The sequence below is a fragment of the Caulobacter sp. 602-1 genome (genome assembly GCF_003931565.1).
Lineage (GTDB): Bacteria > Pseudomonadota > Alphaproteobacteria > Caulobacterales > Caulobacteraceae > Caulobacter.
In genome coordinates this window covers 20,882-47,050 of sequence record NZ_RRYI01000005.1, presented here as the reverse complement: position 1 = coordinate 47,050, position 26,169 = coordinate 20,882, and the positions used below count along the sequence as shown (strand labels likewise).

The window sequence follows — 26,169 nt, the reverse complement described above, 5'->3', positions numbered from 1 at the left end:
GCCGGCGTCGGCCCTCCGCGTCAACAAAGGTAGCGCGAAAGGCGAGCCTTCCCAGCATCTTCGGCGAACGTTTTCCGATAACAGGAACCCGCAAGCCACACCGTCGGTTTCATCCCAAACGGGGACCGTCGGAAAAAACCGGGCGGTAAAGGCGATGGACAAAGCTTTGCATCAGAAGACTCTCGACCTCTATCCGATCGGCAATTGCGCGGTCAGCGCCCTGATCGACACCAGCGGCCGCTTCGTCTGGGGCTGCGCGCCGCGCGTCGATTCCGATCCGGTGTTCAGCGCCCTCCTCGACGACGCCGATATCGACGGCGACGACGCCAAGGGCGTCTGGGACGTGCAGGTCGAGCGCCGGGCCGAGACCCGCCAGGGGTATCTGCGCAACACGCCGATCCTGCGCACCGAGATCGCCGACGAGGACGGGGCGCGGTTCGAAATCCTCGACTTCGCCCCGCGCTACCAGCAGTTCGGTCGCACGTTCCGTCCCACCGCCTTCATCCGCCTGATCCGGCCGATCATCGGCGTCGCGCGCATCACCCTGCGCCTGAAGCCCACAGCAGGCTGGGGCGCCCAGGTCGCCGAGCACACCTCGGGCTCGAACCACATCCGCTACCTGTGTTCGGACATGACGATGCGCCTGAGCACCGACGCGCCGGTCTCGCACATCCTGGAGGAGCGCACGTTCCGGCTGGAGCGGCCGATCGCCATGTATCTGGGCGCCGACGAGGGTTTCGACGCCCCGATCGGCGCGACGTGCGAGCGGATGCTTCGCGAGACCGACAACTACTGGAAACAGTGGGTCCGCGGCCTGGCCATCCCGCTGGACTGGCAGACCGCGGTGATCCGCGCCGCCATCACCCTGAAGCTGTGCATGCACGAGGAGACGGGCGCGATCGTCGCGGCCCTGACCACCTCGATCCCCGAGCACGCCGACAGCGGCCGCAACTGGGACTACCGCTACTGCTGGCTGCGGGACGCCTATTACGTGGTCCAGGCCCTGAACCGGCTGGGCGCGGTCGACATCCTGGAAAACTATCTGGGCTATCTGCGCAACATCGTCGACCGGGCCGGCGGCGGCCACATCCAGCCGCTGTTCGGTGTGGGCTTCGAGGAGGTGCTCACCGAGCGCTTCGCGCCCGACCTGCCCGGCTATCGCGGCATGGGCCCGGTCCGCGTTGGCAACCAGGCCTATGAGCACATCCAGAATGACGTCTACGGCCAGATCGTCCTGTCGACGGTGCAAGCCTTTTTCGACGAGCGCCTGCTGCGGCCGGCGACGGTCGAGGACTTCGAGGCGCTGGAGCCGGTCGGCGAGCGGGCCTTCCAACTGCACGACCAGCCCGACGCCAGCCTGTGGGAGTTCCGGGGACGGGCCAATGTCCACACCTATTCCTCGGCCATGTGCTGGGCCGCCTGCGACCGCCTGGGCAACGCCGCCGAGAAGCTGGGGCTGACCGACAAGGCCGCCTTCTGGAACAGCCGCGCCGCCCACGTGCGCAAGGTGATCGAAGACCGCGCCTGGAACGATGAGCTGGGTCGCTTCGCCGCCACCTTCGAGGGCGACGAGCTGGACGCCTCCCTCCTCCAGCTCGTGGACCTGCGCTTCCACAAGCCCGACGATCCGCGCAACGTCGCCACCCTGAAGGCGATCGAGGAGGGCCTGCGGCGCGGGGCCTATCTGCTGCGCTACGCCACCCCAGACGACTTCGGCTCGCCCCAGACGGCGTTCAACATCTGCACCTTCTGGCTGATCGAGGCCCTGCACCTGTCGGGCCGCTCGGACGAGGCGCGCGCGCTGTTCGAAGAGATGCTGTCGCGCCGCACGGGCGCGGGCCTGCTCTCCGAGGACATCGGCTTCGCGGACGGGGAACTGTGGGGCAACTATCCTCAGACCTATTCCCTGGTCGGCCTGATCAATTGCGCGGTGCTGCTGAGCCGGCCCTGGACGTCGGTGCGGTAGACCTCGAAGACCTTTGGTGCGCGATATTGCGGCGCGGGAAGATTCTGAAATCCTCGTGTCACATCGCGCGGGCAACGGCGACGTTGGGACGCTCGTAAATCGGAGAAGCTCTTTGGTGAGCCGCAAACTGGCCCTGGCCGGCGTCCTGAGCTGTGTCGCGACGAGCGCCCACGCCCAGGCGACCAGGCCCGCTGTCCCGGCCTCCGCCGAGCAGGCCCCCAAGCCCGCCGCGGAGAAGCCGGTCACGCCCGAGGACCTCGACACCGAGGTCGAGGCGATCACCATCACCGCCAGCGGCAAGCCCTATGGCGCGGTGATGGGCGACATTCCGCCGGAGGAGACCTTCAGCGCCGCCGACGTGCGCTCCTTCGGGGTCTCGTCGATCACCGACCTGCTGACCGAGCTGACGCCCCAGACCACCAGCGGCCTGGGCGGCGACCCCGTCGTGCTGCTGAACGGTCGCCGCATCTCTGGCATGGGCGAGATCCGCGACATCCCGACCGAGGCCATCCAGCGCGTCGAGATCCTGCCCGAGGAAGTGGCCCTGAAGTACGGCTATTCGGCCGACCAGAAGGTCGTGAACGTGGTGCTGCGCCAGCGCTTCCGCGCCGCCACGGTCGAGGGCCAGGTCGGCGGCTCCACGGCCGGCGGCCAGCTCAGTGAAATGGCCAACTACAGCCGTCTGCAGCTCAACCGCCAGGGCCGCACCAACATCGCGGTGAAGGTTCAGAACAGCGACCGGCTGCTGGAAAGCGACCGCGACCTGATCAGCCGCAACGACAGCGGCCTCTATGACCTGGTGGGCAATATCGGCCCCGCCCTGCCCGGCGCGAGCCAGATCGATCCGGCCCTGCCGGTCGCGGTGGCCGGCGCGCCCAGCTCGGCCGCCAGCGGTCGCCCCGCCCTGTCGGCCTTCACGCCGAACCTCGCCAACACCAGCGACCTTTCGGACAGCCGCACCCTGCTGCCCGAAAACCAGCAACTGAGCATCAACAGCGTCACCAACCGCTACATCCTCGACAATGTCTCGGCGACCCTGAACCTGGGCCTGACCGCTTCGCGCAACAATTCGCTGCTGGGCCCGGCGCGGGCGCGGCTGGTCATCCCCGCCGGCGACCCGTTCTCGCCGTTCAGCCAGCCCGTGGCGCTGTACCGCTATCTGGGAGAACTTGCGCCGCTGGAGCAGACCAGCCGCAACCTGGCGGGCCACGCCGGCTTCACCCTGAACCGCGACACCGAGACCCTGCGCCTGTCGCTGACCGGCAATTACGACCACGCGATCAGCAAGACCCAGACCGATCGCGGCGTCGACCTGACGAGCGTCCAGACGCGACTTACCGCGCTGGACCCGACCCTTAACCCGTTCGCCCCGCTGTCGGGCCTGTCCTTGACGCGGGACCGCGCCCGCTCGACCACCGACACGGCCGATCTGCAGTTCGTGGCCAACGGCGCCCTGGCCAAGTTCAAGGCCGGGGATCTGTCGACCACCTTCAAGCTGGGCGTCACCGGCACGAAGCTGGAGGCCAAGTCCTTCCGGGGCGGCGTCGAGGCCGACAGCGACCAGTCGCGCGGCGACATCAACACCCAGGTCAGCTTCGACCTGCCGCTGGCCAGTCGCCGCAAGGGCGTGCGGGCCGGGATCGGCGACCTGTCGGCCAATCTGAACCTGGCCGCCCGCCAGATCTCGGACTTCGGCACCCTGACCACGATCGGCGGCGGCCTCAACTGGTCGCCGGTCAAGCCGGTCAGCTTCATCGTCTCGATGACCCGCCAGGAGAACGCCCCGAGCATCGCCCAGCTGGGCAATCCGCTGGTCACCACGCCCGACGCCCGCGTCTTCGACTATGTGCGCGGCGCGACCGTCGACGTCACCCGGATCAGCGGCGGCAACCCCAACCTGAAGGCCGAGGAGCGCAACGTCCTGAAACTGGGCGCCAGCTTCAAGCCCGAGAAGATCCAGGGCCTGTCCCTGACCGCCAACTACACCCGGGTCCGCATCGACAACCCGGTGGCGGGCTTCCCGGCCGCGACGGCGGCGGTCGAGGCGGCCTTCGCCGACCGCTTCACCCGTGACGCCGACGGCAATCTGACCCGCATCGACAGCCGCCCGGTGAACTTCGCCAAGCGCGAGAGCGAGCAGATCCGTTGGGGCCTGAACTTCTCCCGCCAGATCGGCAGGACCCCGCCGCCGCCGCCGGGCGGCTGGCGCGGGCGCCAGGGCGTGGGCGGCCAGCGGCAGGACGGCGCGAGCGTCCCGGGCGCTGAACTCCTGCGTCGCTCGCCTGGCGGCGCCACGGGCGAACCTACCCGCGCGCCGCAGCCTGACGACCCGGCGCAGAATCAAACACAACAGAACCAGCCCCCCCAGACCGGCGAGGAGCCGCCGCGCCCGAACTTCGGCGACCGTGGCGGCGGCGATGGCCCTCGCTTCGGCGGTGGCGGCGGCGGCGGACGCGGCGGCGGCGGCGGCTTCGGTGGTCGAGGCGGCGGCGGCAATCCGCGCGCCACGCGGCTGCAGCTGGCCCTCTTCCACACCGTCCACCTGCGCGAGCGGGTGACGATCGCCGATGGCGTTCCGGCGCTCGATCTGCTGGACGGCGACGTCCTGGGCTCGGGCGGCGGCCAGCCGCGCCACGAGGTCGAGGCCCAGGCGGGGGTCACCCGTTACGGCCTGGGCGCGCGCCTGTCGGCCAACTGGCAGAGCGCCAGCCACGTCCACGCGGGCCTGGGCGGTGCGTCGACGGACCTGGACTTCTCGGACCTGGCGACGATCAACCTGCGCCTGTTCGCCGATCTGGGCGTGCGGCGCGAGCTGGTCCAGGCCCATCCGATCCTGCGGGGAACGCGCCTGACCTTCTCGGTCAACAACCTGTTCGACCAGAGCCAGACCGTGCGCGACGCCACCGGAGCAGTCCCGCTGACCTACCAGCCGGACTACCTGAATCCGCGCGGCCGCGTCGTGTCGTTCAACATCCGCAAGCTGCTGTTCTAGCGACGCCCAAGTTTCAGGCGCCCGCTAAAATTGCCGTGCGCTTCAGTACGTTGCGGGATCGAACCGGGCCGTCCGACGTTCTTGGCGCATGTTGCTTACTGATGAGGGGGTTATCGCCATGACCGCGGCTCACACGGTCTCGCGCCCGAAATCCATCGATCTCGCGCCCCCGCCTCTCGATCTGCCGCGCCGATCGGCGGTGTTTCTTGACCTCGACGGCACGCTGGCGCCCATCATGCCGCGTCCCGACGACGTGGGTCCTGACCCGCGCCGCGCGCGGGCGCTGGCCCGCCTTCGCGAGGCCTTCGAGGGACGCGTCGCCGTGGTCAGCGGCCGGGCCCTGACCAATCTCGACTACATCCTGGGCGGCGCCATCCCCGCGATCGGCGCCGTGCACGGCCTGGTGCGTCGCACCGCCGACGGCCAGGTGATCGAGCGCGAGCCCCACCCCGGCCTGGCCGACGCCCGCCGCATCCTGGTCGAGCTGGCGCACTGCGAGCGCGGCCTGCTGTTCGAGGACAAGGGCCTGTCGGTCGCCCTGCACTACCGCAACGCCCCCGGCTGCGCCGACGCGGTGATCGAGGCCGGCGAGCGCCTGTCACAGTCCACCGGCCTGGTTCTGCAACTGGGCGACATGGTCGCCGAACTGCGCACGCCCGGCGCCGACAAGGGCGCGGCCGTCACCGCCTTCCTGCGCGAGGCCCCGTTCCTGGGCGCCACGCCCGTGTTCGTGGGCGACGACCTCACCGACGAGGACGGCTTTTCCGCCGCCAACCATCTGGGCGGGTTCGGCGTCCTGGTCGGCGAACCCCGCCCGACCGAGGCCCGCTATCACCTCAAGGACACGGAAGCGGTCTTCCGCTGGCTGGAGGGCCTTTCGACGCCCCAGAGTGTTGTCGAGGTCACCGCATGAGCCGGTTGATCGTCGTTTCCAACCGCGTCAATCCGCCCAATCCGGCGGAGGGCGGCGAAGGCAGCGTCGGGGGCCTGGCCATGGCCCTGGCCGCGGCCCTGCGCGAATATTCCGGCATCTGGTTCGGCTGGAGCGGCAAGACCATTCCGGAGTTCACCGGTCAGCTGAACATGCAGCGGATCGAGGGGGTGACGGTCGCCACCGTCGACCTCGAGGAGACCGACTACCAAGAGTACTACAACGGCTACGCCAACAAGACGCTGTGGCCGCTGTTCCACTACCGCGTCGACCTGACCGCCTATGATCGTTCGTTCGGCGAGGGCTATGACCGGGTCAACAAGCGCTTCGCCGAGACCCTGCTGCCGCTGATCGAGCCCGACGACATCGTCTGGGTTCACGACTATCACCTGATCCCGGTCGCCCGCGAGCTGCGGCGGATGGGCGTGACCAACCGGATCGGCTTTTTCCTGCATATCCCCTGGCCGGCTCACCAGCTGGTCACCACCCTGCCCCGCCACAAGGCGCTGGTGGAAGCGCTGTTCCACTACGATCTGATCGGCTTCCAGACCGAGGAGTCGCTGCAGGCCTTCGAGGGCTATGTCTTCTCCGAGGTGGACGGCGGCAAGAACGAGCGCGGCGAGCTGGTCGCCTTCGGCCAGCGCACCCGCGCGGCCGCCTTCCCGATCGGCGTCGACGCGGCGGACTTCGCCCAGATCGTCCAGGGCGAGAACGCCCGCAAGGTCTACGATCGGATGATGGCCCACAGCGTCTTCCGCAAGATGATCGTCGGCGTCGACCGCCTCGACTACTCCAAGGGCCTGGAGGAGCGGCTGATCGGCTTCGAGCGGTTCCTGCACGACCACCCGGACATGGTCCGCGACGTCATGCTGCTGCAGATCGCCCCGATCTCGCGCGACGAGGTCGAGGCCTATCAGGACCTGCGCGCCCGGCTCGACGGGCTGATCGGCCGCATCAACGGCGCCTATGCCGAGATGGACTTCACGCCGATCCGCTACGTGAACCGCTCCTATCGCCGCGACGAGCTGGCCGGGATCTACCGCGCCAGCCGCGCGGCGCTGGTCACGCCTCTGCGCGACGGCATGAACCTGGTGGCCAAGGAATATGTCGCCGCCCAGAACCCGGACGATCCCGGCGTGCTGATCCTGTCGCGCTTCGCCGGCGCGGCCCGGCAGATGAAGGACGCCCTAATCGTCAATCCCAACAGCCCCGAGGAAATCTCCGACGCGCTGGAGCGGGCCCTGTCCATGGAGTTGCCGGAGCGAAAGCGCCGCTGGGAGGCCCTGTTCGACAATGTCAGCCGCGAGGACGTCACCGCCTGGCGCGACAACTTCGTCGCGGCCCTGCGCGCGCGGCCCGGGTCGGACGGCGATGAACCGGAAAAGCCGGCCCTGGAACGGCAGGCCACGGTGCGGTCGCTGGACGTGGCGGCCAAGGCGCTGAAGGCCGGGCCTGAAGCCAAGGCGATGCGGGCCTAGGCGTTACGCCCGAAGGCGCCCAAAACTGTCATCCTGGAAGCCTCGCGCAGGCTGTCCGGGATGGCAGGGTTTGGCGTTGGGGAGGAGCTTCAGCCCTTCTCCGCCATCCCGTCGATCAGCTTCTTCAGCTTCTCCACCTCGTCCGCTCGCAGCGGTCGGTGCTGGGCGAAGTGGCTGATCAGCGGTGCCAGCTGGCCTTCGAACAGACGGTCCAGCAGGCCCTGGCTCTCGGAATGGACATAGGCGCTGCGGTCGATCAGCGGGCGGTAGCCGTGCTTGCCGTCGGCGCGCTCCGACTTGATCGCCTTCTTCTTCAGCAGGCGATTGATCAGCGTCTTGACCGTGGCCTCGCCCCACTGCTGGGACGCGCCCACCTCGGCGACCAGATCGTCGGCCGACATCGGCTCGCGACGCCAGAGGGCTTCCATGACATGCGCTTCGGCGGCGGTGATGTGCATGACACTTACATCCGTAATTCACGCAGGACGCTATACCCGCTATTACGGGTGTCAAGCGCCCCGCGCCGAATACGATTGGCGGCTTTGTCATCGGCGACCGGCGCCGAGCGGACCATCGATCCAGGCCGTGAGATCCGAACGCGCGTCCATGGACTCATTGTCAATGACACCGGTTTCCACTAGAGACTCCCCAAACCTGTGAACATGGCCCGCCAAGCGGGACCTGTGCCGAATATTCGAGGGAGGATTAGCGGCGTGACCGTTTCTGAGGCCGATAGCGAGGTTTTCGCCCCCGCGGCCATCGCTCCCCAATTCGTCAAGGCTCGTCAGGAGGGCGTCAGCGTTCCCGGCTATCCGGGCGGCGTGATTCCCGCGACCATGGCCGAAGGCTACGCCGTCCAGGATCTGGCCATCGCCGCCTGGCCGGATGAGCTGGTCGGCTGGAAGGTCGGTCTGGTGCCGCCGCAGCACCGCGAGCGCCTGGGCGTCGACCGCCTGGCCGGCTGCATCTTCAAGTCCAAGGTCCAGGACGCCTCGACCGACGGCCAGCCCAACAAGTTCCGCGCCATCGAAGGCGGCTTCTGCGCCGTCGAGGCCGAGTTCATCGTCCGCCTGGGCAAGGACGCCCCGGCTGACAAGACCGAATGGACCGCCGAGGAAGCCGCCGAATATGTCGGCGAACTGCTGGTCGGCGTCGAGATCGCCGGCAGCCCGCTGGCCACCATCAACGCCCTGGGCCCGACCGTCGTGGCGTCAGACTTCGGCAACAACGATGGTCAGATCATTGGTCAGGCCATTTCCAACTGGCGCGACATCGCCTGGGAGGATATGCCGGTCGAGACCTTCCTCAATGGCAAGTCGCTGGGCAAGGCCACGGCCGCGACCATCCCGGGCTCTCCGCTGGCCGCCCTGGCCTTCCTGCTCGGAACCGTCGCCGCGCGCGGCAAGCCGCTGAAGAAGGGCATGATCGTCACCACCGGCGCCACCACGGGCATTCACGACGTGGTCGCCGGTGATGTCGCCCATGTGAGCTTCGGCCCGTACGGAACCGTGGACTGCATCGCCGTCCCGGCCAAATAAGAAGACCATAAGGGGAAGGACGCGTGTCCATGGACGTTTCGAAAGCGCCCGAGCCATCCGAGAAGATCGGACGGTACCGTTGGGTGATCGTCAGCCTGCTGTTCGCGGCGATGGTCATCAACTACGTCGATCGCCAGACGATCGGCCTGCTGAAAGCGGACCTGTCGAAGGAATTCGGCTGGAACGAGACCCACTACGCCGACCTGGTGTTCTACTTCCAGCTGGCCTACGCGGTCGCGTACCTGGCCTGGGGCAGGATCATGGACCGGATCGGAGCCCGCTGGGGCTTCGGCGTCGCGTTCGCGATCTGGCAGATCGCCCACATCGCCCACGCCGCCGCGGCCGGCTTCGGCGGCTTCGTGGCCGCCCGCATGGGGCTGGGCATCGGCGAGGCCGGCGGCTTCCCCGGCGGCATCAAGGCCGTGGCCGAGTGGTTCCCCAAGAAGGAACGCGCCTTCGCCACCGGCCTGTTCAACGCCGGCACCAATATCGGCGCCATCGTCACGCCCCTGGTCGTTCCCGGCATCGTCCTGGCGTTTGGCTGGCAGATGGCCTTCATCGTGACGGGGATCGCCGGCCTGGTCTGGCTGCCGATCTGGCTGCTGGTCTACCGCCGCCCGCGCGAACAGAAGCGCCTGGGCGCGGCCGAGCTGGCCTATATCGAGCAGGACCCGGCCGACCCCGTCGAGAAGATCGGCTGGGCCAGGCTGCTGACCAAGAAGGAAACCTGGGCCTTCGCCCTGGGCAAGTTCCTAATCGACCCGATCTGGTGGATGTTCCTGTTCTGGCTGCCGGACTTCCTGGGCAAGCGCTACGGCCTGGACCTGAAGTCGTTCGGCCCACCGCTGATCGCTATCTACCTGCTGAGCGACGTCGGCTCGGTCGCCGGCGGCTGGATGTCCTCGACCCTGATGAAGAACGGCGCGAGCATCAACAGGGCCCGCAAGCTGACCATGCTGGTCTGCGCCCTGCTGGCCGTGCCGGTGATGTTCGCCGCCAAGGCCGACAGCGTCTGGTTGGCCGTGCTGATCATCGGCGTCGCCACCGCCGCCCACCAAGGCTTCTCGGCCAATCTCTACACCCTGCCCTCGGACGTGTTCCCGCGCGCCGCGGTCGGCTCGGTCGTCGGCATCGGCGGTATGCTGGGCGCCTTCGGCGGCATGGCCTTCTCGAAGTATATCGGCCAGGTGCTGGAGCGGATCGGCAGCTACACCCCGATCTTCATCGTCGCCGGCAGCGCCTATCTGGTCGCCCTGCTGGTCATCCACCTGCTGACGCCCAAGATGGAGCCGGTGAAGATCTGACGGCACCGCGCCACAATGACGAAGGCCGGGGAGCAATCCCCGGCCTTTTTCGTTAGAAGGCGGTCATGGCCTCCTCCCCCACTCTCCACGTCGCTTTGGTCGGCTACGGCTATGTCGGCAAGACCTTCCACGCCCTGCTGATCGCCGCGACGCCGGGCCTTCTGTTGCACACGGTGGTGTCCAGCGATCCGGCCAAGGTCGCCGCCGACTTTCCGGACGTCCGCGTCGTCGCCGAACTCGAGGCGGCCCTGACCGATCCGGCCATCGACCTGGTGGTCATCGCCACGCCCAACGCCCTGCACGCGCCCCAGGCGATCGCCGCGCTGAACGCCGGCAAGCCCGTCGTCGTCGACAAGCCCTTCGCCGTCACCGCCGCCGAGGCCGAGACCATGGCCGAAGCCGCCAAGGCCGCCGGCAAGCTGCTGGCGGTGTTCCACAACCGCCGCTGGGACAGCGACTTTCTCACCCTCCAGCGCCTGATGGCCGGTGGCGTCCTGGGCGAGATCGTCCAGTTCGAAAGCCATTTCGACCGCTTCCGCCCCCAGGTTCGCGACCGCTGGCGCGAGCGGGCCGGCCCAGGCGCCGGCGCCTGGATGGACCTTGGCCCCCACCTGCTGGACCAGGCCCTCGCCCTGTTCGGCGCGCCCCTGGCCATCGCCGCCGATATCGGCGTCCAGCGTCATGGCGCGGGCGCGGACGACTATTTCCACGTCACGCTGCGCTACCCGATCCTGCGGGTGATCCTGCACGGCAGCCTGCTGACCGCCGCCGCCGACCCGCGCCTGGCCGTCCACGGAACGAAGGCCAGCTTCGTCAAGCACGGCCTCGACCCGCAGGAGGGCCAGTTGAAGGCCGGCATGACCCCGGGCGCGGCCGGCTATGGCGTCGACGCCCGCCCGGGCGTGCTGACCACGGTGGAGAACGAGGTCCAGGTCCACGCCCCCGTCCCGCCCGAACCGTCGGACTATCGAGCCTTCTACGCCGGGGTTCGCGACGCCATCCTCCACGGCGCGCCCTCGCCCGTGCCGCTCGAGCAGGCCCTGCGGACGATGACGCTGCTGGAGCTGGCCCAGCGCGCCTCGGACGAGCGGCGAGAGCTGCCGATTTAGCCGCTCAAACCGGGTAGCCCCCGCCCCGAAAAGCCGCTTAACCTGCCGCCCATGCGCCCATCCCTGCTCACCGCCTCCGCCGCCCTCGCCGCCGCTCTGGCCGCCTGTGGTCCCGCTCCCGCCCAGCCCCAAGCCGGAGCGCCCGTCGAGAGCCGCCCGGCCAACGCGCCCGAGCAGAAGCCGGCCTTCGTGGGCCAGACCCGCGCGCCAGGCCTGAACTCGAACACGGTCGGCCAGTACGCGACCCTGGCTAGCGGCCTGTCCCACCCGTGGGGCATGGCCTTCCTGCCCAGCGGCGACATCCTGCTGACCGAGCGGGCCGGCCGCCTGCGCATCTTCGGCAAGGACGGCAAGCTGTCGCCCGCCGTCGAGGGCCTGCCGGCGGTGTTCGCGCAGGGCCAGGGCGGCCTGCTGGGGGTGGCGCTGGATCCCGCCTACGCCCAGAATGGCCTGGTCTATTGGGCTTATGCCGAAGCCGATGGCGGCGTGAACGGCACGGCCGTCGCCCGCGGCAAACTCATTACGGGCCCGACCCCGAAGCTGGAAAACGTCCAGGTCCTGTGGCGCCAGGCGCCGAAGATGGACAGCGCCCTGCACTTCGGCGGCCGCCTGGTCTTCGCCAAGGATGGCGCGCTGTTCATCACCACCGGCGAGCGCTCGATCCTGGAGGGCCGCGTTCAGGCCCAGCACCTGGACGCCACCCTGGGCAAGGTGGTCCGCATCAACGCCGACGGCTCGATCCCCAAGGACAACCCCTTCGTGGGCAAGGCCGGCGCCAAGCCGGAGATCTGGTCGCTGGGCCACCGCAACCTGCAGGCCGCCGCCCTCGATCCCAGCGGCCGGCTGTGGACCGTCGAGCACGGCGCGCGCGGCGGCGACGAGCTGAACCACCCCGAGGCCGGCAAGAACTACGGCTGGGCCGCCATCACCTATGGCGAGGAATATTCCGGCAAGCCGATCGGCGACGGCCTCACCGCGAAGGACGGCATGGAGCAGCCGGTCTATTACTGGGACCCGGTGATCGCCCCGTCCGGCATGGCTTTCTACGAAAGCGATCTCTTCCCGGCGCTCAAGCACAGCCTGCTGATCGGCTCGCTGCGGGAAAAGCACGTCGACCGCCTGGTCCTCAAGGACGGCAAGGTCGTGGGCGAGGAGCGCCTGTTCACCGACATCGGCGGCCGGGTCCGCGACGTCGCGGTCGGCCCGGACGGCGCGATCTACGTCCTGACCGACGAGGAAGACGGCAAGCTGATCAAGGTGACGCCGAAGGGCTGAGGCGTCGCCCGGGGCGCCATGGGCTGGCGTCCCGGGTGACGCCATGGAATAGCGCCTGACTACTCCGGGATCAGATGGGCGTCGCGCAGCAGGTCGCCGACCTCGGTGGCGTCGATCTTGCTGAGCAGCAGCTCGCGAAGGAACGCCGGCCCTGGCACGTCGAAGGCCTTGCCGTCGCGAACATGCCCCATCGCGGCGAGCAGCTTGCGCACGTCATAGGTCGAGTTGAAGACCTCCGGCACGCCCCGCTCGACGTTCAGCAAAGTATAGACCGCCTCCATCGGCGTACGGACGGAATACTCCGTGGTGAAGATGCAGTCGCGTTCGCCAGACTCGGCGAACTGGCCGATGAAGGCGAAATTGACCGCGCCCTTGGGCACGACGTCCGGCCTATCCCCCGCCTGGCGCGGCATGAAGAAGGCGGTGATATAGGGCATCATCACCGGCACGGCCTTGGCGCCCGTCGCGGCCAGCTCGGCGATCTCCTCGACCGGAACGCCCATGTGGTAGAGCCACTCCTGGGTGATTTCCTCGCCCGTGCAGTCCTGCATCGGCTTCTTGATGAAGTCGCCGGGCCGATCGACGAACAGCGAATAGACCCAGACGATGACCTGATCCTTCGGCTGCTGCTTGAAGTGCGGCTGGCGGCTGACCGTCCAGCTCATCAGCCAGCTGGAGTCCTTGACGGTGACGATGCCGCCGGTGACCACCGCGCCGCTGAACGGGTCGCGCTTGGCGACCTTCTGGATGTAGGGCGGAATTCGCGCGTCCAGGGTGGTGATCGTGGCCGACTCCCACTTGGTCTCGGGAATATGCGCGCCGAAGACGTCGGGCCGCCCGAAGGCCGGGTCCTTCGCCGCGATGTTGCGCCAGAGGTCCCAGGCGGGCGCGGGCCCCTCGTTGAGCTTCGCGGGCGTATGGTGGTCGCCGTTGTCGGAGTTCTCGGTCAGCGATCCGATGGTCATGAACACCAGATCGTCGGGACCCAGGTCGACGCCGCCGTCGACGCCGTCCTGGCGCCAGTGGATGCGCGTGGCCTGCTTGCGCTCCGCCGTGATGTCGAAGTCGACATCGGTGACCTCGACGCCGTAGCGGAAGGTGACGCCGCGATCGGTCAACCACTTGTACAGCGGCAGCACCAGCGACTCGTATTGGTTGCGGCGCGTGAACTTCAGGGCGCTGAAGTCGGCCAGGCCGCCGATATGGTGGATGAAGCGATGGACGTAGAGCTTCATCTCCAGAGCAGAGTGCCATTCCTCGAAGGCGAACATGGTGCGCCAGTAGAGCCAGAAGTTGCTCTTCAGGAAGTCCTCGCCGACCACCTCGTTGATCCGCTTGTTCTCCATCTCCTCGCGGGTCGCCAGGAAGAGCGAGATCAGGTCCTTCTGGGCCTTGCCGTTCAGGGTCAGGCGCTCCACGTCCTCGATGGGTTCGCCCCGGTTCTGGGTCGCCCTTTGCAGGGAGAAGTTCGGGTCGTCCTTGTCCAGCCAGTAGAACTCGTCGAGCACGCTGGCGTCCTCGACCTCGAGCGACGGGATCGAGCGGTAGAGATCCCACAGACACTCGAAATGCTCTTCCATTTCGCGGCCGCCGCGGATCACGAAGCCCTTCTCCGGATCCTTGACGCCGTCCAGGGCGCCGCCCGGAAGCGCCAGCCGTTCGAGGATGGTGATCTTCTCGCCCGACATGTGTCCGTCCCGGATCAGAAAGGCCGCCCCGGCCAGGCTGGCCAGCCCCGAGCCGACGAAGAACGCCGTCTTGTTCTCCACGCCCGCTGGTTTGCGGGGCCGGGCGAAGGCTTCGTAATTTCCGCTGCTGTAGTACATGGCGAGATCCTTTCCGGAAGCCGGAGGCTCAGGGGACGCTAGGGAGGGCACGGCGCATCGCTCGCGGCCAAACCGGCGAAACAGCCGGCCGCGATCTGGCCTGTCCGGGCGCGCGGGCCGGTCATGGGATCATGCCGGGACGCGCGCCGGTGGAGTGTCCTAATGGATGAGTGTGCTCATCCATTGAGTGTGATCACCCCGCCAGGAGGCCACAATCGGGGTTATCCCGTAGGGCGAACCGCCGATGCTGGATGACACCAGCGCGTTCCGTCGAACTTCCCTCCCCCGCCCCGAACTCTGCTATCAATCCGCCATGCGGCGCAGGCGAAGCATCCTCATCGTGGGCGGCGGGACGGCGGGGTGGCTGACGGCCGCCTACCTGGCCAAGGCCCTGCGCGTGGCCGACCAAGGCGACCTGACGATCACCCTGCTGGAATCGCCCGACATCGGCATCGTCGGCGTCGGCGAGGCCACCTTCCCCACCATCCGCAACACCCTGCGGTTCCTGGGCGTCGACGAGGCGCGGTTCATTCGCGAGACCTCGGCGACGTTCAAGCAGGGCATCCGCTTCGTCGACTGGGCGGAGACGCCGGCGGACGGTCGCCATCACAGCTTCTTTCATCCGTTCGAGGCGCCGTTCTCGACCGAGGGCGCCTCGCTGGCCCCCTACTGGCTGCTGCAGGACGAGGCCGGACGCGCGCCGTTCGCCGAGGCCGTGACCATCCAAGCCCGCGTCGCCGACGCGGCCCGCGCGCCCAAGCGGCCACACGAGAGCGATTTCGCCGGACCGCTGAACTACGCCTATCACTTCGACGCCGCCAAGCTGGCCCAGGTGCTGGCCGAACGGGCCCGGGAGCTGGGCGTGCGCCACCTGCGCGGCGCCCTGTCCGAGACGGTCCTGGACGAGACGGGCGCCATCGCGCGCGTCGTCAGCCCCGAGCACGGCGACCTGACCGCCGACCTCTATATCGACTGCTCGGGCTTCCGGGCCGAGCTCATCGGCAAGGCCCTGGGCTCGCCGTTCAAGTCGGCCCGGCCGATCCTGTTCGCCGACCGGGCACTGGCCTGCCATACGCCCTATGACCGCCCGGACGCGCCGATCCAGAGCTACACCGTCGCCACCGCCCATGAGGCCGGCTGGACCTGGGATATCGGCCTGGCGGGCGCGCGCGGCGTCGGCTGCGTCTATTCCAGCGACCATATGGACGACGCCCGCGCCGAGGCGGTGCTGCGCGACTATCTGGGCGGGGTCGAGGCGGAGACCCGCAGGATCCGCTTCGACGCGGGCTATCGCCCAAAGCAGTGGATCGGCAACTGCGTCGCCGTGGGCCTGTCGGCCGGCTTCCTGGAGCCGCTGGAATCCACGGGCGTGGTGCTGATCGAGGCGGCCGTGGCGATGATCGCCGAGCTCCTCCCGCACAACGGCCCGGTCAGCGCCCCGGCCCGCCGGTTCAACGAACTGATGGCCGCGCGCTACGACAACATCATCGTGTTTCTCAAGCTGCACTACGCCCTGAGCCGCCGCCAGGAGCCGTTCTGGCGCCAGAACGCCGACCCGGCCTCGATCCCCGAACGGCTGGCCGAACTGCTGGAGCAGTGGCGCTATCGCCCGCCGGCCCGGTTCGACTTCATCCTGGATCTCGAGACCTTCGCCTTCTTCAACTACCAGTACATTCTCTACGGCATGGGCTTCAAAACCGACCTCGCCGCCGGCGCGGGCGAGTTCGCGGACGTGGCCGGCGCGGCCCGGCTGTTCGCCAAGATCCGCGGCTTCGCCGATCGCGCGACCCAGGACCTGCCCAGCCACCGCGACCTGATCGCGCGGATCAACGCATCGGGGTTCGAGACCGAGCCCGCTTGATCGAATTAAATCTAAGATTGCATTTTCATCTGATCGCCCATAGGTTTTATGTGGCCTGCGGTCGTGCTTCGAACGACCGCGCGCGGATGGTGGAGAGTGCAGCGTGGTTCCATCCCGATCGGCCGCGGAAACGCGGAGCGTGCCGCCAGGCTCCACGGGCGCGGACGCTCATCTCGCCTATGTCTTCCTGCGGCAGGCCCTGATGGATGGGCGGGTGCGTCCGGGCGCCCGCCTCAACCCGGACCTGCTGGCCGATCCGCTGCGGGTCAGCCGGACCCCGATCCGCGAGGCGCTGATCCGCCTTGAGGCCGAGGGCCTTATCTCCGCGCGCCGATATCACGGCTTCTTCGCCAAGATGTTGGACGCCAAGGAGCTCGACGACCTGTACGACGTCGTGAGGGTCATCTTCGTGCAGGCCCTGGCCGGGCGGAGCCCGATCTCCCGCCGCGTCGAGGATCACGACACCCCGGAGGTCGAGCATCTGATCCACGCGGCCAGCACCGCGCTGGGCAATGCCGAGGCGACGGTGATCGCCGACCGTTTCCTGGTCCGCACCCATTTCGTCCGGTCGATCCATCTGGAACGGCGGCCCCGATTCATTCCCCATGGCCTGCGGCCCGTCGCGCGCGGCGGCGAATGGGCCAGTGAGCGCGCCTCGCGACGCCTGACCCGGCTCCTGACGGTGGAACGCCAGCGCCTGCCGGACCTGGTCCGGATCGCCAACGCGCGGGCGTCGGCGTCCGAGCTGCCCTGAACGGACGGCGGGAAAGGAAGGGAGCGGCGCGCCGCCCCCTTCCCCGAGTTCCTAAGTCAGGAAGTAGAAGTTGCCGTCGTTCGGCACGATCGACAGCAGATCAACGCCGGCGATGATCGTGTCCTGCAGGCCGATCTCCTCAATGAAGCCCTGGCCGTGGACGAAGAAGTCCTCGACCGTGACGTAGGAGTTGACCTGACCGTCGTCGAAAAAGTCCTCGAAGCGGCTCAGCAGCAGGTCGTCACCGGCCCGGGCGACGATGACGCCATCCAGGGTCGTGTTCAGCAACTCGATGCGGTCATTGCCGTTGCCTGAGCCTGGCGTCCAGGTCGCCGACATGTCGTCGTTGACGATGTCCCCGCGGCCGTCGTCGCCCAGCGTAAAGTAGTAGATGTCGTCGCCGGTCCCGCCGGCCATCCGGTCGTTGTTGCCCGAGTCGCCGACCAATTGGTCATTGCCGGCGCCGCCGAGCAGCAGATCCGTGCCGGAGCCACCCAGCAGCACGTCGTTGCCAGTACCGCCCAGCAGCACGTCGTCCCCCGCCTGGGCCCGGAGAATATCGTCGCCGGCCCCGCCATCGAGCGTGGAGCCGATATAGGCGCCACCGATCAGGTACTTGTCGCCGCCGGTGATGTCGTCGTTGCCGTCCAGCCCGGACATGAAGTGTCCGCTCTCATTGAAGGCTATAGGGTGGGAACTCCAGTCGATGGTGTTGTTGTTCGCATTGCCAACCCAGCTCGCCATATTTCCCTCCAGCACTAGAATATATTCCGCGATCTTCTTGACTTCCGTCACAAGATCGGCCCGGTCACATCGATTTTCTCGACTCCAGGTGGAAATATCTAGACATACGAAGAATACGGCGGCCAGTCCGAGGAAAAGTATATTCTCCCAGGGCTAAAAGCCTTATTTCTCTTTTACGCTATATTTGTCAGGCTCGGATGTCGCTGAAATGCGAGCGCCCATCGAAGAAGTTGGAGAACCCGTTGGCCGCCCCCCACTCCATGAGCCCTAAGGTGGGCTTGTTGTTGGCCTGCTGGGCGACCCAGGCCTCCTGGGTCACCGCCGTATCGAGGCTGGCGAACGTCCCGCCCGTCGCCTTCAAGATTTGTTCGGCGCGCCATTTGGCCAGTTCGGGACCCTTCATGCCGGGCGGATGCTCCCCGTCGATCTGGGTCGCGCCCGGACCGCTCATCACGCCGCTGTTGTAGACCGTGGCGATCACCTCGCCGTTCTTGGTGACCTGGCCATAAGGCTGGTCGTTCTGGGCGGCGGCGGCGTCCTTTGCGGCATTACCCCAGCCTTCCAGCATCTCGTGCCAGGCCTTGGCGCGCGCCTCCATCTCCGGCCGCTGCTGCTCCAGCAGCGCCATGCGCGCCTGGATCTCGCCGCTGGTCAGCGGCGCCACGCTCAGGGGGGGCTTGGGGGCGAGTTGCGGCCGCTCGGCCGAAGTCACGTCAGATTCGAGGGTGAAGGCCGGGGCCGACGACGACTCCGCCTGGGTCGGGGGCGTGTAGACGGACTGCTGGGACGAAACCGCATTGATCGACATGGGGGCTCCTGCGGGTAAACGGGGCGACTTCGCAGGAAGCAGCAGCAAGCGTCGTGCCAGACGCTTGCCGCCTCTTTCCAATCACTTAGCAGACCCACACTCGCGAGAAACGCAACCTTCGGCAAATGCTGCCGACTAAAGGTTGCACAACCCCCGATCGAGATCAGGCCGCCGCGCCGGACGGCGCCGCGCCCAGCTCGCCCGACTCGCGGGCCTTGCGGCCGTAGACGGCCTCGAACAGCGGGGTGGCCATCACCGTGGTGACGATCGCCATCAGCACCAGCATGGCGAACAGGGGCGGACCGATGATGCCCTTCTGCAGGCCGATATTGATGATGATCAGCTCCATCAGCCCGCGCGAGTTCATCAGGGCGCCGATGCCCATGGCGGTGCTGTGGTTCTCGCCCGTGGCGCGGGCCGCGACATAGCAGGCGCCCCACTTGGCCACGATCGAGGCGACCAGAACGCCCAGCGCGATCAGCAGCAGCTGAGGCGAGTTGACCATGTCCATGCGGGTGTTGAGGCCCGAATAGGTGAAGAACATCGGCAGCAGCAGCACGACGGCGATCGGCTCGACCTTCTTCTTCAGCTCCTCGACGAACAGGCCGCGCGGCATGACCGCGCCCAGCATGAACCCTCCGAAGATGGCGTGGATGCCCACGGCGTCCATCAGGAAGGCCGACAGGCAGAACAGCATCAGGGTGATGGCCATCACCGTCGGGGTCATCTCGCCGGCCTTGTCGACCATGCGCCCCAGCGGCGCCAGCAGCTTGCGGCCGAAGACGGTCAGGAACAGCGCGTAGATCACGCCGCCGCCGATCGCCAGCACCGCCACGCCAGGCCCGCCGCCGAAGGTCGCCAGCACGATGGCCAGCACGCACCACGAGCAGGCGTCGTCGAAGGCTCCGGCCGTCAGGGACAGGGCGCCCAGCGAGGTGTTCTGCAGGCCCCGCTCATTGATGATCCGGGCCAGCATCGGAAAGGCGGTCAGGGCGATGCAGGCGCCCATGAACAGGGTGGCGTTGGCGACGCTGATGGTCGGCGCAAACAGGCCCGGGACCTTGAGCAGGAACGGGGTGATCGCCACGGCCACCAGGAACGGCGTGACGATCCCGGCCAGCGAGACGCTGAACGCGCTCCGGGCCTTGGACCGGAAATGCTCGACCTTGAAGGTCGTGCCGACCAGGAACATGTAGAGCCCCACGCCCAGCTGGGAGCCGACATAGAGGACGTTCTTGGTCTCCTTGGGGAACAGGGCCAGCTGGAAGTCGGGGAATACGAGGCCCAGCAGCGAGGGGCCCAGCAGCACGCCGGCGATCATCTCGCCCACGACCTGGGGCTGGGCCAGGAACTTCTGACCCAGCCAGCCGACCACGCGGCAGGCCAGCAGGATCACCGTCAATTGCAGGAAGAAGTGCACCGAAAAGTCGCCCGGGGCATAGCTGTGGGCGGCGACCGGAGTGGCCGGGCCATGCGGCGACAGGACGTCGGCCAGGGTGGCGAGCGTGCTCGCGAGAATGTCCGACACTTTGAAACGCCCCTAATGCGATCCGCTGGCTTCGCGCCTTTCCCCCATGCAAGGCTAAGATCGGGGGCGAGCGCAATCCGGATCCCGCGTTTTTGACGCCACTGTCAGTCGATTGTTTTCGTTGCCTATTTTTTGTTGCCGGAACGCCACTATGTAGTAACGTACCTACAGACAGCCTTGTCATTTAGCGCGGTGAGCAAGCCCATGAAGGTCCAGACGAGCCGCGAATTCAACCAGGATGTCAGCCGGGCCAAGCGCGCGGCGCGACTCGAGCCGGTGTTCGTCACCGATCGCGGCCGCCCCACCCACGTGCTGATGAGCGTCGAGACCTATCGCCGCCTGACCGGCCAGACCGAGACCATCGTCGACCTGCTGGCCATGCCCGGTGTGGCCCCGATCGAACCGCCGCGCTCGACCGAGACCTGGAGCCGCCAGACCTGGGACGGGAAGGACGGCGACTGATGCATCTGCTGGATACCGACGTCGTCTTCGAGCTGCGCAACGCCAAGGCCGGCGCCGCCGATCCGGGCCTGGCCGCGTGGGCCGGCGCGGCCGCGCGCTCCAGCCTGTTCATCTCGGCCCTCACCCTGCTGGAGCTTGAGACGGCGACGGCCCGCGCCGAGCGCAAGGACAAGGTTCAGGGTTCGCGCCTGCGCGACTGGCTGGACGGCCGCGTCCTCCCCGCCTTCGACGGCCGCGTGCTGGCGATCGACGCCGCCGTGGTCCGCCGCCGCGCCCACGTTCCGTTGACCGACGGCCGCGACGCCCTGCTGGCCGCCACCGCCCTGGAACACGGCCTGACCCTGGCCACCCGCGACACGGCGGCCTTCGCCAGGGTTCCCCGGCTGAAGCTGTTCAATCCCTGGGGCTACAAGCCCGAGGAACAGGAGGAAGACTGGGGCGAGGCCGCCAAGGCCGGCGCCCAGTGGCTGCGGAACATCTTCGTCCGGGGCTGAGTCCTACTGGACGCCCGCCACCTCCGTCGCCGCCGCCACGCGCACCGTCGTGGCGAACGGCGCGAGCGGCGCGTCGACGCGCGGCGTCGGGGCCGGCGGCTCGGCCGCGACCAGGACCGGAACCGGCTCGGCGGCCACCAGAACCGGCGGCGGCGCGGGCTTTGCGGCCACGAACACCAGGCGGTTTCCCTTGCAGGTCCCGGCGTTGTAGAGACCCTTCAGATAGCCGCGCCGCACGAAGCCGGCCTTGATGGCGTCGCGGACCATCTGGTCGTGGCGCTCGGCGCCGGTCAGACGGCGGACCCAGCCACGCATCGGGATCACGTCGGTGATCGTGCTGGCCACCACGCCCAGCACCGGCCTGGCCATGCCGCCCTGCCCGTTCTTGTCGTCGTCGTCGCGGTCGTCGTAGTCGTCGCCCAGCACCGCGTCGAACCGCGCGATCTCGGCCTTCAGCGGCGCGCAGCCGGGCGACGGCGAGGCATAGGGATCGGTCTGGGCCTTTTTCAGCAGGTCGGGGATCTCCGAGCGCACCAGATTGATGTCGCGCAACGGCGCGGCGACGGCCGAGCCGAGACTGTCAGTATTGGCCTCGGCGGAGGTCTTGGGCGTCTCCTGCCGCTTGCCGGCCAGAGCGGCGTCAGCGGCGCCCACACCCATGCAGAGCGCCAGCAAGGCGGCGCCGACCGTTCGGGTGGATCTGAGGACTGGCGACGTCATGTCCGTGAGCTCGCACGATTAAACCACACCGCATCAACCCAGGAATCGCCCCGGCCGTTCCGCGAGGCGCGCGAACGTGATCGGCGGAGGCCTGAGCGCCATGGCGGCGCCACACAGACGGTCCGCAACCGGACCTATTCAGAGTCAGTGATGGGTGGGAAATTGACATCCGCTACCACCGGCGCTGCCAACACGTGAGCAGCAAATGGACGAGAGCCCATACCCCAATAAAGAGCGGCGCTATGATAATGGGCGGGGCGAACGCGTCGATCGCGGCGACATGCGACCTCAACACTATGTAGACGACGAAGCCCAAGAAGAAGATGGTTCTGAGCGCGTTTACCGCAGTCATTTCAGCTATTCCGCGCGGCTCTTGGGTTAGATTGTAGCTGGGAGCTATGTCCTCCCAATACATCGAAAATGACCTTAGGATAGCACCTCCTTCACCCATAGCGGACACGCTCAGGAGCCGGCTTGGGTGGTTACCATTCCGCACCGACTACGTATGCCTACATATATTCGAGAAGTGCTGTCGCCTGATCTCTGAATTTATTTGTCAGATCCTCAAACAATGGATGTCCATTGCGAAGCCTGACTTGGTATCTCGCAAACTCATCTTCTGAGTATTTGGCCACTTTGTTCATGTGCATCTTTAAATGTTTTAGGCGCCCACGCGCCCATATAATCGTCTCCACCATTCCGTCAGCCCACTGAAACGTTATTGGAGTATCGCTAAGCGCCGCGAGAATTTCATCTATCGAAATATTCGTGGCCTCAACCCAGCTTTCCCTCTCCCCAAAATCCGTAACTGTTTCTCCAGTCATTTCAGTAAATTCTGCGGCGAGCCTTAAAACCTTTACAACAGTCCGTATCGAGCTGCGCCGGCTCTCAGACATGTCCTTCTCTTTTTGTCTGATTGAAGAGCGATATATCCACACACCCCATAGTATAGCGGAAATAGACCCGAAAGCCTGCACCCAGCTCGCCATGCCATTGTGCTTCTCGATCCAATCGATCGATGCGCTTAGGTTGAAAATTGCAGCAGAGATGAGGCCGAGACCGACGCCCGTTACCCCGCCGGCGAATCCTTTTTTGTACTCTTCAGACCTCGTGTATCGCGCAATTTCCTCTTCTACTGAGCGGGCGTTACGATGCCAGTAGCGCGGATGGATCTGCCACATCCGTCTCTCCCCCGTTTAGCGGACGTTTTTCTTCAATGCGCTCTTCGCATCTGCAGAAACTGGCCGTCGTTAGGCCAGTCGTTGAAACTTAGCTGAGTCGGCTCAAGCTAAAATCGACGCATCGAGGCGCTTACGAGGTTGAGCGGTTGAGTCGAACCTCGTGCGCACGCCACCAGAATGCATCCGACAAGGATCGCTGCGGCTGGTCCGATAAGCAGAGGCATCAAGGTCATGATCGGGTCGGGAACGGAAATCGGATCCGTCGCTCGAAGCGGACATCCTGCCTATCGGGGGCGCCGGCGGTTCTCAGCGCGTTGGCGACGGCGAAAGCCTCAACCGTCATCCCGCGCTTCATGCGCGGGACCCATTTGTCCGCGGCAAATGAAGAGCGGAAAATGGCGCTCACGCGGAATCTGAACCATGGATCCCGCGCATAAAGCGCGGGATGACGGGGATTTTGATTGAAGCGGAGCGTCACGCTCCAGAGCGAAGCACGGGCATCCAGCCCTCTCCATCCCCGCCTCCAAAACCTGCCGTATCCTCTATCCACCTCGAAGCACTGGGGAGGGCGCGCGGCCAGCGACCTTCGCGGCTTCGGGGGGCGGTCGAGCGGGCGCGCTCGTCGGCGCGGGGGAAACTCCGCAACTGCATCCTTCTGGCGGCGGTCGGCCCTGGAACACAGAAACGACGTGGGATGTGGACCGACGGCGCGACGGGGGAGTTGAAAGGCTCCTGTCCGGGACCGGGCTTCGCGGCCCGGCCCGCCCGTCGGAGGCTTCAAGGGCGATCAGGCGCGAACAGCGTCGGCGCGCCACGCTTCCGGATAACGATCGCGCGGGGCGCTGCTTCGTCGAAACGGTATTTTCTCCATCTGCTCCGGGCGAGGTCCGGGCGCCCCGCTCCCCTCCCCACTCCCTCCTGCGCGCCGCGCCGGAGCGCATCGACCTGCCTGGAGAAGAACTCATGCCGCGCCGTCACAGCCCCATTCCGCCTGACATCGCCTGGCCGCCGGCCCGCAAGGCGCAGCTGCGGCGGAACGTCTGGAAGAAGATGCGGAAGTTCCGCGCCTCGGCCGAATACGCGCGGATGGTCGCCAAAGAAAAAGCCCCCGGCCTTTCGACCGGGGGCTCATCATTGTCCGAGGACTGAGGGCCTAGCGGATGACCCGCGCGCCCTTGCCCTTCATCACGGCCTCGACTTCGGCCTGGCGCACCATCGAGGTGTCGCCCGGGGTGGTCATGGCCAGGGCGCCGTGGGCCGCGCCGTACTCGACGGCGGCTTGGGGGCCCTTGCCTTCCATGAAGCCGAACGCCAGGCCCGAGGCGAAGCCGTCGCCGCCGCCGACGCGGTCATAGATCTCGAGGTTCTCGCGCATCATCGAGGCGTAGAACTCGCCGCCGGCGTACAGGATCGCCGACCAGTCGTTGACCGAGGCGGTCTTGGCGTTGCGCAGCGTGGTGGCGGCGACCTTGAAGTTCGGGAACTGCTTCACAGCGGTCTCGATCATCTTCTTGAAGTTGGCCGGGTCGATGGAGCTGATGTGCTCGTCCAGGCCTTCGACTTCAAAGCCCAGGCAGGCGGTGAAGTCTTCTTCGTTGCCGATCATCACGTCGACATACTGGGCGATGTGACGGTTGACCTTCTGAGCGCCTTCCTTGCCGCCCTGCGACTTCCACAGCGAGGCGCGGTAGTTCAGGTCGTAGGAGATGACAGTGCCGTACTTGCGGGCGACTTCCACGGCTTCGATCACGGCTTCGGCCGTGTTCGAGGCCAGGGCCGCGAAGATGCCGCCGGTATGGAACCAGCGCACGCCTTCCTCGCCGAACAGCTTTTCCCAGTTCACTTCACCGGGGCGGATCTGCGAGGCGGCCGAGTGACCCCGGTCGCTGCAGCCCAGGGCCGGACGGACGCCGAAGCCCTTTTCGGTGAAGTTCAGGCCGACACGGGTGTTGCGGCCCAGGCCGTCGAACTCGCGCCAGATGACGTGCGAGGTGTCGACGCCGCCCTGCATCATCAGGTCCTCGACCAGCCAGCCCAGGTCGTTGACCGGCAGGGCCGTCACGGCCGTCGAGCGCTTGCCCCAGCACTTGCGGAAAGCGCGGGCGACATTGTATTCGCCGCCGCCTTCCCAGACCTGGAACTGGCGGGCGTTGCGGACCCGGCCGAAGCCCGGGTCGAAGCGCAGCATCACTTCACCGAAGGACGCGCAGTCCCACTTGGTTTCCGAAGCCGGGCGGATGTCGAGGATGTTGTCGGTCATTTGGTCTTAGGCCTTCCCACGAACCTTCTTGATCAGGTCAACAGTCTCGCGGACCTTCTTGGTGATGCCCGCGTAGTCCTTGGCGTCCAGCAGTTCCTGCGTGATCAGCTTGGAGCCCATGCCGGCGGCGACGATGCCCGCGCCGAACCACTTCTTGACCGAGGCTTCGTCCGGATCGACGCCGCCCGTCGGCATGATGCGGGTCCAGGGCATCGGGCCCAGCACCGCCTTGACGAAGTCCGGGCCGCCGACCGACGAGCCGGGGAACACCTTGACGATCTCGCAGCCCAGTTCTTCGGCGTACGAGATTTCCGAGGCCGAACCGCAGCCCGGCGAATACGGGATCTTGCGACGGTTGCAGACCTTGGCGACGTCGGCGTTGAGGATCGGGCCGACGACGAACTTGGCGCCGTTGGCGATGTAGATGCCGGCGGTCGGCGCGTCGACGATCGAGCCCACGCCCATGATCACGCGCGGATCGGCCTCGGCGAAGTAACGGGTCACTTCGTAGAAGACGTGGCTGGCGAAGTCGCCGCGGTTGGTGAACTCGATGCAGGGCGCGCCGCCGTCGGCGCAGGCCTGGATCACGGCCTTACAGACCTCGACGTCGGGGTGATAGAAAACCGGGATGACGCCCTGGTCCATCAGGGCGGTCAGCACCGCCATACGGTCTTTTACCATCTTAGACTCCTTCCCGAAGGATCGATCTTGCGCGGAGGCCCCTGCGGACCGCCGCGCGTGCAAGATTTCGCCGGAATTGGCTCAGGGCGATCCCTTAGACCGCGTTGCCGACGAGCGCCACACCGGGCTTGCCGTAACGTCAAACTCTCGGACCGCTGGACGCGTGTTTCGGACTTCCCGTCCGCCCACGCGAAGCTCTCTGGTCGTCGCTTCCTTCCCCGAACCTTTTCCGTCGGCGCTCCTCGCCGCTCCAGGCG

Annotated in this window: 22 protein-coding genes; 13 read left to right on the top strand and 9 right to left on the bottom strand. The window is 67.0% G+C overall.

Annotated features, from left to right (window positions below; all coding sequences use genetic code 11):
- Nucleotides 1–154: 154 nt before the first annotated feature.
- The 4 genes from EIK80_RS15690 to otsA all read left to right on the top strand — a co-directional run bounded on the left by EIK80_RS15690 (nucleotide 155) and on the right by otsA (nucleotide 7,367).
- A complete protein-coding gene (locus EIK80_RS15690) occupies nucleotides 155–1,966 on the top strand; it encodes a glycoside hydrolase family 15 protein (protein ID WP_125157965.1) in 1,812 nt (603 codons plus the stop codon).
- Nucleotides 1,967–2,081: 115 nt separating this feature from the next.
- Nucleotides 2,082–4,958: a TonB-dependent receptor gene (locus EIK80_RS26960; RefSeq protein ID WP_125157964.1), complete on the top strand. Its 2,877-nt coding sequence runs from the start codon at nucleotides 2,082–2,084 to the stop codon at nucleotides 4,956–4,958.
- A 118-nt stretch (nucleotides 4,959–5,076) separates the two neighbouring features.
- A complete protein-coding gene (gene otsB, locus EIK80_RS15680; RefSeq protein ID WP_125157963.1) occupies nucleotides 5,077–5,871 on the top strand; it encodes a trehalose-phosphatase in 795 nt (264 codons plus the stop codon).
- Nucleotides 5,868–7,367, top strand: coding sequence for an alpha,alpha-trehalose-phosphate synthase (UDP-forming) (gene otsA, locus EIK80_RS15675; RefSeq protein ID WP_125157962.1), 1,500 nt, complete (start codon nucleotides 5,868–5,870; stop codon nucleotides 7,365–7,367). The genes otsB and otsA overlap by 4 nt, the downstream gene beginning before the upstream one ends.
- An 89-nt stretch (nucleotides 7,368–7,456) precedes the next feature.
- Here the strand turns inward: otsA and EIK80_RS15670 are convergent, their stop codons facing one another.
- On the bottom strand, nucleotides 7,457–7,825 hold the full coding sequence (locus EIK80_RS15670; RefSeq protein WP_125157961.1) for a BlaI/MecI/CopY family transcriptional regulator: 369 nt from the start codon (nucleotides 7,823–7,825) through the stop codon (nucleotides 7,457–7,459).
- A gap of 255 nt (nucleotides 7,826–8,080) precedes the next feature.
- Here EIK80_RS15670 and EIK80_RS15665 point away from each other — a divergent pair, with 255 nt between their 5' ends.
- The 4 genes from EIK80_RS15665 (at nucleotide 8,081) to EIK80_RS15650 (ending at nucleotide 12,593) form a co-directional block, all read left to right on the top strand.
- Nucleotides 8,081–8,905 carry a 2-keto-4-pentenoate hydratase gene (locus EIK80_RS15665; protein ID WP_125157960.1) on the top strand — a complete coding sequence of 275 codons (825 nt, stop codon included), beginning with the start codon at nucleotides 8,081–8,083 and terminating at the stop codon, nucleotides 8,903–8,905.
- A 29-nt stretch (nucleotides 8,906–8,934) separates the two neighbouring features.
- Entirely contained in the window at nucleotides 8,935–10,209 is a 1,275-nt protein-coding gene (locus tag EIK80_RS15660) for an MFS transporter (protein ID WP_125157959.1), read from the top strand.
- Between the two features lie 65 nt (nucleotides 10,210–10,274).
- Nucleotides 10,275–11,318, top strand: coding sequence for an oxidoreductase (locus tag EIK80_RS15655; RefSeq protein WP_125157958.1), 1,044 nt, complete (start codon nucleotides 10,275–10,277; stop codon nucleotides 11,316–11,318).
- A gap of 51 nt (nucleotides 11,319–11,369) precedes the next feature.
- Nucleotides 11,370–12,593, top strand: a complete 1,224-nt coding sequence (locus EIK80_RS15650) for a PQQ-dependent sugar dehydrogenase (RefSeq protein WP_125157957.1) — start codon at nucleotides 11,370–11,372, stop codon at nucleotides 12,591–12,593.
- Nucleotides 12,594–12,652: 59 nt separating this feature from the next.
- Here EIK80_RS15650 and EIK80_RS15645 read toward each other — a convergent pair whose 3' ends face one another.
- Nucleotides 12,653–14,419, bottom strand: coding sequence for an oleate hydratase (locus tag EIK80_RS15645; protein ID WP_125157956.1), 1,767 nt, complete (start codon nucleotides 14,417–14,419; stop codon nucleotides 12,653–12,655).
- Nucleotides 14,420–14,732: 313 nt separating this feature from the next.
- Between EIK80_RS15645 and EIK80_RS15640 the strand changes: the two genes are divergently transcribed.
- Nucleotides 14,733–16,280, top strand: coding sequence for a tryptophan halogenase family protein (locus tag EIK80_RS15640; RefSeq protein ID WP_125157955.1), 1,548 nt, complete (start codon nucleotides 14,733–14,735; stop codon nucleotides 16,278–16,280).
- Nucleotides 16,281–16,383: 103 nt separating this feature from the next.
- Nucleotides 16,384–17,034: a GntR family transcriptional regulator gene (locus tag EIK80_RS15635; RefSeq protein WP_125157954.1), complete on the top strand. Its 651-nt coding sequence runs from the start codon at nucleotides 16,384–16,386 to the stop codon at nucleotides 17,032–17,034.
- A 51-nt stretch (nucleotides 17,035–17,085) separates the two neighbouring features.
- On the opposite strand, the gene EIK80_RS15630 is transcribed toward EIK80_RS15635, so the two are convergent.
- From EIK80_RS15630 to EIK80_RS15620, 3 genes are all read right to left on the bottom strand, one after another.
- Nucleotides 17,086–17,778, bottom strand: a complete 693-nt coding sequence (locus EIK80_RS15630) for a calcium-binding protein (protein ID WP_125157953.1) — start codon at nucleotides 17,776–17,778, stop codon at nucleotides 17,086–17,088.
- A gap of 187 nt (nucleotides 17,779–17,965) precedes the next feature.
- Nucleotides 17,966–18,586: a hypothetical protein gene (locus tag EIK80_RS15625; RefSeq protein WP_125157952.1), complete on the bottom strand. Its 621-nt coding sequence runs from the start codon at nucleotides 18,584–18,586 to the stop codon at nucleotides 17,966–17,968.
- A 163-nt stretch (nucleotides 18,587–18,749) separates the two neighbouring features.
- Nucleotides 18,750–20,114: a cation:proton antiporter gene (locus EIK80_RS15620; RefSeq protein WP_125157951.1), complete on the bottom strand. Its 1,365-nt coding sequence runs from the start codon at nucleotides 20,112–20,114 to the stop codon at nucleotides 18,750–18,752.
- Between the two features lie 204 nt (nucleotides 20,115–20,318).
- Here EIK80_RS15620 and EIK80_RS15615 point away from each other — a divergent pair, with 204 nt between their 5' ends.
- Nucleotides 20,319–20,576, top strand: a complete 258-nt coding sequence (locus EIK80_RS15615) for a type II toxin-antitoxin system Phd/YefM family antitoxin (RefSeq protein WP_125157950.1) — start codon at nucleotides 20,319–20,321, stop codon at nucleotides 20,574–20,576.
- Entirely contained in the window at nucleotides 20,576–21,070 is a 495-nt protein-coding gene (locus EIK80_RS15610) for a PIN domain-containing protein (RefSeq protein WP_125157949.1), read from the top strand. Before EIK80_RS15615 ends, EIK80_RS15610 begins: the two co-directional genes overlap by 1 nt.
- Nucleotides 21,071–21,073: 3 nt before the next feature.
- On the opposite strand, the gene EIK80_RS15605 is transcribed toward EIK80_RS15610, so the two are convergent.
- Nucleotides 21,074–21,790: a hypothetical protein gene (locus EIK80_RS15605; RefSeq protein ID WP_125157948.1), complete on the bottom strand. Its 717-nt coding sequence runs from the start codon at nucleotides 21,788–21,790 to the stop codon at nucleotides 21,074–21,076.
- A 509-nt stretch (nucleotides 21,791–22,299) separates the two neighbouring features.
- Nucleotides 22,300–22,971, bottom strand: a complete 672-nt coding sequence (locus EIK80_RS15600) for a hypothetical protein (RefSeq protein ID WP_125157947.1) — start codon at nucleotides 22,969–22,971, stop codon at nucleotides 22,300–22,302.
- 963 nt (nucleotides 22,972–23,934) lie between these two features.
- Between EIK80_RS15600 and EIK80_RS15595 the strand changes: the two genes are divergently transcribed.
- The gene (locus EIK80_RS15595) at nucleotides 23,935–24,120 is read left to right on the top strand and encodes a hypothetical protein (RefSeq protein WP_125157946.1); all 186 of its coding nucleotides are present in this window, start codon (nucleotides 23,935–23,937) and stop codon (nucleotides 24,118–24,120) included.
- A gap of 4 nt (nucleotides 24,121–24,124) precedes the next feature.
- On the opposite strand, the gene EIK80_RS15590 is transcribed toward EIK80_RS15595, so the two are convergent.
- On the bottom strand, nucleotides 24,125–25,231 hold the full coding sequence (locus EIK80_RS15590) for a sugar kinase (RefSeq protein WP_125157945.1): 1,107 nt from the start codon (nucleotides 25,229–25,231) through the stop codon (nucleotides 24,125–24,127).
- Nucleotides 25,232–25,237: 6 nt separating this feature from the next.
- Nucleotides 25,238–25,912 (bottom strand): bifunctional 4-hydroxy-2-oxoglutarate aldolase/2-dehydro-3-deoxy-phosphogluconate aldolase, encoded by a 675-nt coding sequence (locus tag EIK80_RS15585; protein WP_125157944.1) that lies wholly within the window; start codon nucleotides 25,910–25,912, stop codon nucleotides 25,238–25,240.
- Between the last annotated feature and the right edge of the window lie 257 nt (nucleotides 25,913–26,169).

Bases quoted from the DNA above. Each gene is read 5' to 3' on its own strand.
- EIK80_RS15690 (WP_125157965.1), top strand. From the start codon at position 155: ATGGACAAAGCTTTGCATCAGAAGACTCTCGACCTCTATCCGATCGGC.
- otsB (WP_125157963.1), top strand. From the start codon at position 5,077: ATGACCGCGGCTCACACGGTCTCGCGCCCGAAATCCATCGATCTCGCG.
- otsA (WP_125157962.1), top strand. From the start codon at position 5,868: ATGAGCCGGTTGATCGTCGTTTCCAACCGCGTCAATCCGCCCAATCCG.
- EIK80_RS15670 (WP_125157961.1), bottom strand. From the start codon at position 7,825: ATGCACATCACCGCCGCCGAAGCGCATGTCATGGAAGCCCTCTGGCGT.
- EIK80_RS15660 (WP_125157959.1), top strand. From the start codon at position 8,935: ATGGACGTTTCGAAAGCGCCCGAGCCATCCGAGAAGATCGGACGGTAC.
- EIK80_RS15655 (WP_125157958.1), top strand. From the start codon at position 10,275: ATGGCCTCCTCCCCCACTCTCCACGTCGCTTTGGTCGGCTACGGCTAT.
- EIK80_RS15650 (WP_125157957.1), top strand. From the start codon at position 11,370: ATGCGCCCATCCCTGCTCACCGCCTCCGCCGCCCTCGCCGCCGCTCTG.
- EIK80_RS15645 (WP_125157956.1), bottom strand. From the start codon at position 14,419: ATGTACTACAGCAGCGGAAATTACGAAGCCTTCGCCCGGCCCCGCAAA.
- EIK80_RS15640 (WP_125157955.1), top strand. From the start codon at position 14,733: ATGCGGCGCAGGCGAAGCATCCTCATCGTGGGCGGCGGGACGGCGGGG.
- EIK80_RS15630 (WP_125157953.1), bottom strand. From the start codon at position 17,778: ATGGCGAGCTGGGTTGGCAATGCGAACAACAACACCATCGACTGGAGT.
- EIK80_RS15625 (WP_125157952.1), bottom strand. From the start codon at position 18,586: ATGTCGATCAATGCGGTTTCGTCCCAGCAGTCCGTCTACACGCCCCCG.
- EIK80_RS15615 (WP_125157950.1), top strand. From the start codon at position 20,319: ATGAAGGTCCAGACGAGCCGCGAATTCAACCAGGATGTCAGCCGGGCC.
- EIK80_RS15610 (WP_125157949.1), top strand. From the start codon at position 20,576: ATGCATCTGCTGGATACCGACGTCGTCTTCGAGCTGCGCAACGCCAAG.
- EIK80_RS15605 (WP_125157948.1), bottom strand. From the start codon at position 21,790: ATGACGTCGCCAGTCCTCAGATCCACCCGAACGGTCGGCGCCGCCTTG.
- EIK80_RS15600 (WP_125157947.1), bottom strand. From the start codon at position 22,971: ATGTGGCAGATCCATCCGCGCTACTGGCATCGTAACGCCCGCTCAGTA.
- EIK80_RS15595 (WP_125157946.1), top strand. From the start codon at position 23,935: ATGCCGCGCCGTCACAGCCCCATTCCGCCTGACATCGCCTGGCCGCCG.
- EIK80_RS15590 (WP_125157945.1), bottom strand. From the start codon at position 25,231: ATGACCGACAACATCCTCGACATCCGCCCGGCTTCGGAAACCAAGTGG.
- EIK80_RS15585 (WP_125157944.1), bottom strand. From the start codon at position 25,912: ATGGTAAAAGACCGTATGGCGGTGCTGACCGCCCTGATGGACCAGGGC.